Source organism: Ciceribacter sp. T2.26MG-112.2 (assembly GCF_900492205.1).
Classification (GTDB): Bacteria; Pseudomonadota; Alphaproteobacteria; order Rhizobiales; family Rhizobiaceae; genus Allorhizobium; species Allorhizobium naphthalenivorans_A.
Genome location: NZ_UEYQ01000019.1, coordinates 53,623 through 61,570 on the forward strand (window position 1 = coordinate 53,623; position 7,948 = coordinate 61,570).

Here is a 7,948-nt window from a genome sequence, read left to right on the forward strand (position 1 = left end):
CCAGATATAGGCATGCTTGGTCGGTGAACTGGACTTTGCTGCGAGCATGCGCCATATTAGTAGTGTTCCGGCCATCGATATTTGGATTGGGACGCGAAGTCTGGACCCCTGTGGTGGCTATGTCGGGCGCCTATCCCTCGACCAACATTCAACCAGTCTGTAGCCCCGCCTTGTCAGAAATTTTAATTGACGAACAATTTCGGCAAGAGTCGGACCGGACCCGGATCGATCGATTCACTCGGGCATTCGGAAAATGACGCGCAGACTGGTGCCGACGAGCGGAGGTGCGTTTGCGGCCGGTTACTCATTCTCAAAAGTGTTGTGTCCTGATTGATGGAAATTATGTCGACCGTTTGTCGAAGTCCATCCGGTTCGATTTTCTAGAACTTGTCGGTTTTTTGAACTCCAAGTTTCAGATAACAAACTGTGTATACTTCGCCATTGTCCCTCTATACGAGGATGTCTTTCCTAAAAGACGCCTTTTAGATTGGCTCTCCTACAACGGCTTCGTGTCGTTTGGCACATAACCGTGAGAATGCGGTCGCTTTGACCCGTCTTGGCATTTAACTTGAGAATTGGCCCGTGAAGATTCTCAGATTAACTGCAGTTGTGATGACGCGGTTGATTGGCAGGTGCTGCTGAGGATGTCATCGACTGCAGTGCTAAACCGCGCCTTGTTCTCGCCCATCATTTGGCCTCGAAGCATTTCGAGCATCTCGGGGCCGGAACGCTCAACGATGGCTATCCCGGCCAGCAGAGCCGACCGCAGATGCAGCTGCAGGATTGGACTTGCCGACGTCGGTAGGCTCTGCCGTTCAACGGCATCATCGAGATCTGGAATGAGTGCGCCTAGCACCCTGTATCGCCACGGCTCATAGTTTCTGGAGGCTGGCTTCGTAGCGCGTCGCATCAGCAGAAGTTGTGCAATCTTGGCTGACGAGACCCAGCTTCCGGCCTCGCGTTCGGCCTCATTGTGGAGCAGCCTTTCTCCGATGAGAGCAGTCGCATGGTAGTGGCCGAAGGGAGAGGAACAGTCACGCCCATCAGGAGATCGGAATAGACCGCCGCAAAGAGTACAGGTGATACGCCAGCCGAGAAGCTGACTTCGAAGAACAACTCTCGGTTCGGTATTTGCAGGATAGCAGGTTGAGCATGACTGTATCGCCTCCTTCGCAATCAGGCGCCGCGACGCCGGGGCGATGTTTGTGAAGGCGGTGTGGCGGATCGTTGCCGGATCGGCGCAGAGCATGAGTGCCAGGCGGAGGACCTGATTGTCGTTGAGATTAAGATCGGCGGCGCGCAGGGATGGCGTCTCTGGAAGGCAATGCCGAAGCATAGCCAGGGGAGGGACACCATAGAAATCGGCATGCCGTGCGATCCACGACGACAGCAGCTCATCAGTGCAGGGAGCCAGTGTTACCGGCAACTGCCGAGGGGCCTGCATGTCATGCGAAGGCGGCTTCCGCATCGAACTCCGGCTCCCATCTTTCGACAGCTGCGTCCGTAATTCTCTCTTGGCCGCTTTCGATGGCGTCGATGGCGAGGGTGTTTACGATATAAAAGAGGTTCGCGGTGATCCCTTCGGATATCTGCAACATCCGCCGTAGCGATTTGGCGGTCAACACCGACGGCTGGCGTAGCGGCGTGTTGCGCAGGATCAATGCGATCAGGATCTCGAACTGATCGTTGGCAGCCCAGCGGCTTAGGGTGAACTGTTCGAAGCGGCGGGCCAATTGCACATCACCACCGATGGCCTCGCGGGCGTCATTGACGCCAAAGCAGACGAGGGAGATCTGAAGTCGGTTGCTTAGGAAGCGCAAGGTGTTGAGGACGATGCGTTGCTCGCGATACGTTCCGGCGAGGATATTGTGCACCTCGTCAATCACTAGCACCTGAACGCCGATCGCCTCCATGATGCGCATCGCCGCCTGCTCCATCTGGGCGATATCGGCGCGTGGCCGTTGCGGTGCGCCGAGAAGGGTTAGCAGCTCGGCGTAGAACCGTCGTTCGCCGGGTCGGCTGGTCATCTCCATGGCCAAAACCGGTGTCTTCAACTTGCCGGTAAGAGCACTGAAGCTCGGTGGATGCTGATCACGGAAACGCTTCATGATCATCGTCTTGCCCATGCCGCTGTCACCGTAGATGGCGAGCGAAGGCATGCGGGTGCCACGCGGATGATCAAGCAGTTGGTTGAGCCGCTCAAGCACCTGCTTCGCGCGAGGATAAACGAGCCAGCGGCGTGATCTGATCGCTCTGATACGTTGCGCGTCGGTCTCCGCAAGCAAAGCCGCGGCGTTAGAGGTTAAATGGGAGATTTCCGTGTTCATGCCAGTTCACTCCGTGTCCTCGTCGAAGGCCACAGGTTTGCTGGAGTCTACCCCGCGAAGCGACCCCCATCCGCCGTCTTCCACTCTCGTTTTTTGATGGCTTGCGGGACCGCGTCGGGCGAGTGCCGTCTTCTTGACTGCTGCCTCGACCAGCTTGCGCTGCTCAACTGCCGTGCCGACTATGGTGCGGGTATCTAGTTCCCGTCGCCCCTTTGTCAGCAGCGCGCGGCGCGCTGCCAGTGCCTCGTGCAGTGTCACCGAGGGCAAGGTAACGTCGGCATAGCGGGCTTCCACGAAGTTGCCGGATGGGCGCCGGACAAAGACGCGAGCCATATCCCGTGGGTCGTACTTCACAAGGAGACGCCGGTTGGAGCGCCCAACGTCGGCGCTGAGGGCAGCTGACCAATATCGCAGCCCGAACAGGTGAATCCCTGTTGGCCGCAGCGTGCGTTCCTGCTCGGGCAGGAACGTCAGCCAGAAACGCATCCGGTCCTGGGGAAGTCGAAGCGGTATCACGTCCTCGTGCTCCCGCCATACTGCAATGGGCGGTCGGCCCAGGCTGGCGTGTATTGAATGGTGATAGGAGCCGACAATGTCGAGCGCGATGTAACGCTCGAGCTCGCGTAAAGTGAGCGCCGCATGGCGCTTTGAGTCGTATTCCCCAAGTTCCTGCGCGTTGCTGAACGTCGTGCCAGGCAGCAGGTGGAGTTTTCCCATCTGCGTCCCAATCAGACGCTCGATGTGACCACCGAAGCGTGGCTCCCCTGGCGGTCGCCAGTCGATCACAATGCCGGCATCCTGACATCCTCTCTTGAAAGACTGGCTTCTGAAGTCGGCTCCATTGTCGACGTGCAAGGTATCTGGCAAGCCGGCGACGGGCCACGCCTCGCTGATCTCGCGTTCTCGCAGCCAAGCCGACTTGTCAAAAATGGAGTGCAAAAGGCAAAGACTGGTCGAAAGGCGGGAAGGGGCATCCATCGTGAGGTAGAAGCCCGTCACCATCCGACTGCAGACATCCATCGCCAGCGTCAGCCAGGGCCGGCCGATCGGCTGCCGCGTTTCCTCGTCAACGACAAAGATGTCCGCCTTCGTATGATCGACCTGCACGATCTGCAATGGCTGGGAGGCGGCTAGCATCCCGGGAACAGCACGAGTGTTCTTGGCAACTTTGGTTTCGCCGCGCCGTTTGGCACGCTTCTGCAGATCAATATCTTCTAGCCGGACCTTGATGGTTCGGGGGTGCGGCCGCCTAAGCCCGACCGCGAGGCAGTTCGTTTGCACGTCCCGAACCAACTGTGAGAATGACGGACGATTGCGGGTCAGATAGTACCGGCTGATCGTCGTCCGAATGATCTCCTCCCGCCTGTCATCTAGTACCCGATGGCCTCCTGGTCGGCCGGGCTTGCGCTCCACCAGGCTCATCACGGTCCCGCCGGCCCGGAATAGCTTGATGAGGCGGTATGCAGTCGCTTGACTGATTTCGAGCTCGGTCGCAAGCAGCGCCACATCCGCCACCGACATCCTGCCAGTGCGGCTTTTCAGAAAGTCTCGAATTGCGTCTGCGCGCCGGCACGCTTCATCCCAAAGCGCTTCGTCAACTTCGTCAGGGAATGGGTCACTCACAGCAAGACACCGTCGATTCCTCGGTCGTCTGATTCTCACATTAACTGATCAGATTCATGCGAAATTCTCAAGTAAAGTGCTTATTATCAAATTAAGTGCCGAGCTATCCCTCTGAAATTGCTGCGACCGATTCTTGGCGTTAAGTGCAAAGCGACACCGAGCACGCGCGCGAATGCTTTCGGGGCTACCCCATTGGCATAGGCAAGCCGGTGCAACCAGCTTGATAGCAATTCGTCTGGCTGCGGCATCACGGTGACCGGCCACAGGTCAGAAACCACGTCACCATATCGTTCGCGAATGCTGATTGCCGGCGTGCGCGCGTCGGCCGTCATCATAGAAGGCTCTCGCGCAAGGCCCTGCTGCGCCGCTGCGAGACCGGCACATGGTGCAGTTCGTCGATTCCGGCCTTGGTGATGCGTTCGCTCCCGGATCTGATCGCCGCGACAGCTGCCTTGGTGACGATGGTGACGATTTCACCGATCAGGCCTTCCGACAGGCTGAATATTATCCGGGCCAACGGTTCGGTCGACAAATCCGAGCTTTTGGCCAGCGGCAAAGCGGCTTCGAGACTGTCGAGCAGCATGAGATAGTTCTCGTCATATTGCCAGCGTGGAACTGCGACCAGGTCGAAGCGGCTCGCCATCTCGCTGGTGGCGTTGATAAAATCGCAGACGGCCACCTCGCCAATCAGCACCGGCGAGATGTCATACTGGCGGCCAATCCGCCGCAGGAAAGCAAATACGGCTTCGACGTCGCGCGCACGGCCCCGCAACGCATTGTGGAACTCGTCGAAAATCAGCACCCTCGGCCTGACGCTGGCCAACAAGTGATCGAGTTGCTCGGCCTTGCGGCCGAGGTTCCACATATCGGCGCCGGGCGCCCGCAGCGCCTGGAGAATGCTGGCATAGAAATGGCCAAGGCCGGCGCCTTCGCGTGTCTGGGCTATCCATACCCTTTGCTTGGGCGAGGTTCTCAGGTGCTCGACGGCGAACCGCTCGGCAATCATCGTCTTACCGTTGGCGTAGGGGCCGACCAACATCAGCCCCTGGGTTCGCAAAGACGCAGGCCGTAACAGAAGCTCGGCAAGTCGCCGATGGCTATCCTGGGCGGCATGATGCCCTATCCACCGTGGCGCGCGGATATAGGCGATCCTTTCCTCCTGATCACGGTCAAGATACGGTCGGACGTGCTCGAGCAAATGATCCACTATTGCTACCAGTCCTCCACCGGCAAGCGGCTCTTCTGGCGCGGGGGATGCTCGGCGGGAGGAGGCGTCCGCGGTTGCATGACTGCATAAGACTTCTCCGCCGCAGCGGCATGGGCCTTGCGGACAGCATCACGCAACTGGCGCCTGGAGGGTTTCGCCGATTGCACAATGGCTGCGATCTCGCGGCGGAGCGCCACCTTCTCAGTGCTTGAGCGGTGGTTTGCCGCACGCCGACGGGTGCGTTCCGCCTCATGCTCCCACAGCGTCACTGACGTCAGTTGGCCGTCGCGTCGCTCGACCGGCCGAAACTGTCTTGTTTCCGGGTCGCGGATGTAAACATGGCTGATGTCACGGGGGTCGTATCGCACCTCAAGCTTTCCGAGCCGGTCACGTTCGGGAACGACGGCGCTCAGCCACGGCGAATAATAGTGCATGGCGAACATGCTGATCCCTTGCGGTGACAATTGCCTTTCCGTCCCCGGCAAGAACGACAACAGCACGCGCTGCGGGTCATCGTCGAAACGAGGCAGGGCGGTTGCGTTGCGCTGCCATTCCGTCATGGGGACATTCAGGGTCTTGGAATTTTCCTGCAGGTTGTGATCGATCACGGCCAGCGCAACGCAACGCTCCAGATCGGCGAAGCTCACGCAGGCGCGCCGCTCGGATGGATATTCGTCGCGGTGGGCCACCGAACGGCCCGAAGAGCCCGGGTAGGTTGCGAGGACGGCGTTGAGCTTTCCCAGCAGCCGTTCAACCACGCCGCCTTGATGGACCCGGCCGCGATCGCGATACCGGATCCTGATCCCATAATCATCACATCCTCGCTGGAAGGCATGTCCCTTGAATTCCATCGCCGAGTCCGTGACGAGCAACTGCGGCCGACCGAACATCGGCCAGGCGTGATTGAGATTGCCCGCTGCAAGCCATGTATCTTTCGGGCACATGGCTTGGGCGAGACAAAGCGCAACGGACAGAACCGACGGCTTTTCCAAGGTGAGGCAGAAGCCGACGATGGATCGTGTCGCCACGTCGGTGATAACAGTCAAATATGGGCGGCCGACGAACACACCGGCACCATCGACCACCTCCACGAAATGGATATCAGTCGGCGTATGGTCGATTTGGCAGACGGCGAGCGGGTGTGGCGCATGGATATAGCCGGGACGCGGCTTCAGCCGCAGCAAGTGCTTTGGATTGGCCGATCGCTTCTTCGCGATCTCTTCAGGCGAAAACAACATCGGGATGCGCCGAGCGACCGTCACATATGAGGGAACGGCAAGACCGGCTTCCTCGCACCGCGCGCGGATCTCGTCGACCACGGGAGCAAGTGGGGTCGGCTCAAGCGTCAGCCACTTCTCGCGAAGTGTGGCCGCGATGATCGCCTCCACCTGTTCCGGCAGCCGCTTGCGCCGACTGACAGCGGTGCGAGGAAGCAAGCTGGTCACAGTGCGATCGGCTCGGTAACGGGCCAGGAGATTATAGATTTGCCGGGTGGTGAGCCGCAGTTCAGCCGCCGCGCGTTTGATGGCAGCATGTTTCGGATTGCCGCCATCCAGGATTTTGTCCAGCTCGCGGGCCATTCGACGCGCCATCGACCAGTGCTCGTCCAAGACCGGGCGCGCCGCCGGCGAGCTTCGATCGTGAAATCGCTTTGGCAAAGGGCCTCGCTGAAATCATTAGCTGAAAATCGTCTCCAGTTTAGCGCCAGAACCCAACTGGCGTATGACATTCCCCGGATTGAAATCTGGAAGTAAAAGCCACACAGGCTCCGCGCTGGCGCGTCTCGACGAGCGCATCGCCCGTTCGCCAGTCGGCGATGGCTGGATCGAACGATCCCATTTTGCCGATGCCTGCGCCTCTTTGTGGATCGACGGCGAACTCGTCCATCTCGAGGACCTCGTCCTGCATGATGCCACAAGAGATATTCGCACGCCGACCCATGAACTGACCATCGCCCGCGACGTGTTGCGCACCCGCCGGCGCATTGCGGCGCAGCCGCCGAGCTGGGCGCTGAGCCCCGACGGTCTGCGCAGCCTGCGCGGGCAGACATCGTCTGTGGCGGCTGCCGACGTGTCTGCCTCCGGAGGTGCTGTTGAAGTCGGCGGTGTGGAGCCGGATCTCACTTCGGTCGGGGAAGGGGAGAGGGAGGACAGCGATGACGGTACCAGCCCGCTCGACGCCGAGTTCGCCGCTATCGATGCGATTCTGGCCAGGTCAGACGCCGCCATCGCCGAGGCGAAGCGCCCTGGCCGTGCCAGTGCGGGGGAAAAGGACCCGCTGGTCTATGATCTCGACTGGGATGAGGACGAGCGCCTGGAGGAATGGCGCGGTGTGTTGCGGCAGGCAAACGATCTGCCGGCGGTGCTGCAGGCGATAGTAGCATTGGACGCTTGGAACGAACTGGCCGTCTTGCAGCATGCGCCTTGGCTCGGCCGGCTGCTGGCCGCGTCGATCCTGCGCCAGGCCGGCGTCACCACTGCGACGCATCTGGCCGCCCTCAATCTCGGCCTCAAAACCATTCCCGTCGACCGGCGCCGACATCGCCATCGCGAAACCCGGCTGCTCGCCATCGCCCACTGTCTGATCGCCGCCGCCGAGATCGGGCTGAAGGAGCATGATCGGCTAGCGCTAGCGCGGCAGATGATGCAGCGAAAGCTCGACGGACGCCGGACCTCGTCAAAGCTGCCGGAACTGGTCGAGCTGGTCATGGGAAAACCGCTCGTGTCGGCCGGCATGGTAGCGAAAACGCTGAACGTCACACCGCAGGCGGCGCGGCGCATTGTGGGGGAGC

At 60.2% G+C, this 7,948-nt stretch carries 6 protein-coding genes, 1 pseudogene and 1 other annotated feature; of the genes and pseudogenes, 1 reads left to right on the forward strand and 6 read right to left on the reverse strand.

What is annotated here, in order from left to right:
* Positions 1–99 precede the first annotated feature (99 nt).
* Positions 100–147: a sequence feature (sul1 is cis-regulatory element that is thought to sense ions involved in sulfur or methionine metabolism; They are found in Alphaproteobacteria), on the forward strand.
* Positions 148–592: 445 nt separating this feature from the next.
* The 6 genes and pseudogenes from DYZ14_RS19235 to DYZ14_RS19260 form a co-directional block, all read right to left on the reverse strand.
* Positions 593–1,468 (reverse strand): TniQ family protein, encoded by an 876-nt coding sequence (locus DYZ14_RS19235; RefSeq protein ID WP_232365595.1) that lies wholly within the window; start codon positions 1,466–1,468, stop codon positions 593–595.
* Entirely contained in the window at positions 1,446–2,327 is an 882-nt protein-coding gene (locus tag DYZ14_RS19240) for a TniB family NTP-binding protein (protein WP_154722187.1), read from the reverse strand. The genes DYZ14_RS19235 and DYZ14_RS19240 overlap by 23 nt, the downstream gene beginning before the upstream one ends.
* Positions 2,328–2,333: 6 nt before the next feature.
* A complete protein-coding gene (locus DYZ14_RS19245) occupies positions 2,334–3,950 on the reverse strand; it encodes a Mu transposase C-terminal domain-containing protein (RefSeq protein WP_154722188.1) in 1,617 nt (538 codons plus the stop codon).
* Between the two features lie 152 nt (positions 3,951–4,102).
* Positions 4,103–4,285 (reverse strand): annotated as a pseudogene (locus tag DYZ14_RS19250) (TniQ family protein); the annotation flags it as partial.
* Positions 4,282–5,160, reverse strand: a complete 879-nt coding sequence (locus DYZ14_RS19255; protein ID WP_035243718.1) for a TniB family NTP-binding protein — start codon at positions 5,158–5,160, stop codon at positions 4,282–4,284. The pseudogene DYZ14_RS19250 and the gene DYZ14_RS19255, both read right to left, overlap by 4 nt.
* A gap of 2 nt (positions 5,161–5,162) precedes the next feature.
* Positions 5,163–6,737 carry a Mu transposase C-terminal domain-containing protein gene (locus DYZ14_RS19260; protein ID WP_232365596.1) on the reverse strand — a complete coding sequence of 525 codons (1,575 nt, stop codon included), beginning with the start codon at positions 6,735–6,737 and terminating at the stop codon, positions 5,163–5,165.
* 157 nt (positions 6,738–6,894) lie between these two features.
* Here DYZ14_RS19260 and DYZ14_RS19265 point away from each other — a divergent pair.
* Positions 6,895–7,948: RHE_PE00001 family protein (locus DYZ14_RS19265; protein ID WP_232365597.1), on the forward strand; the 1,054-nt coding region annotated here is incomplete at its 3' end.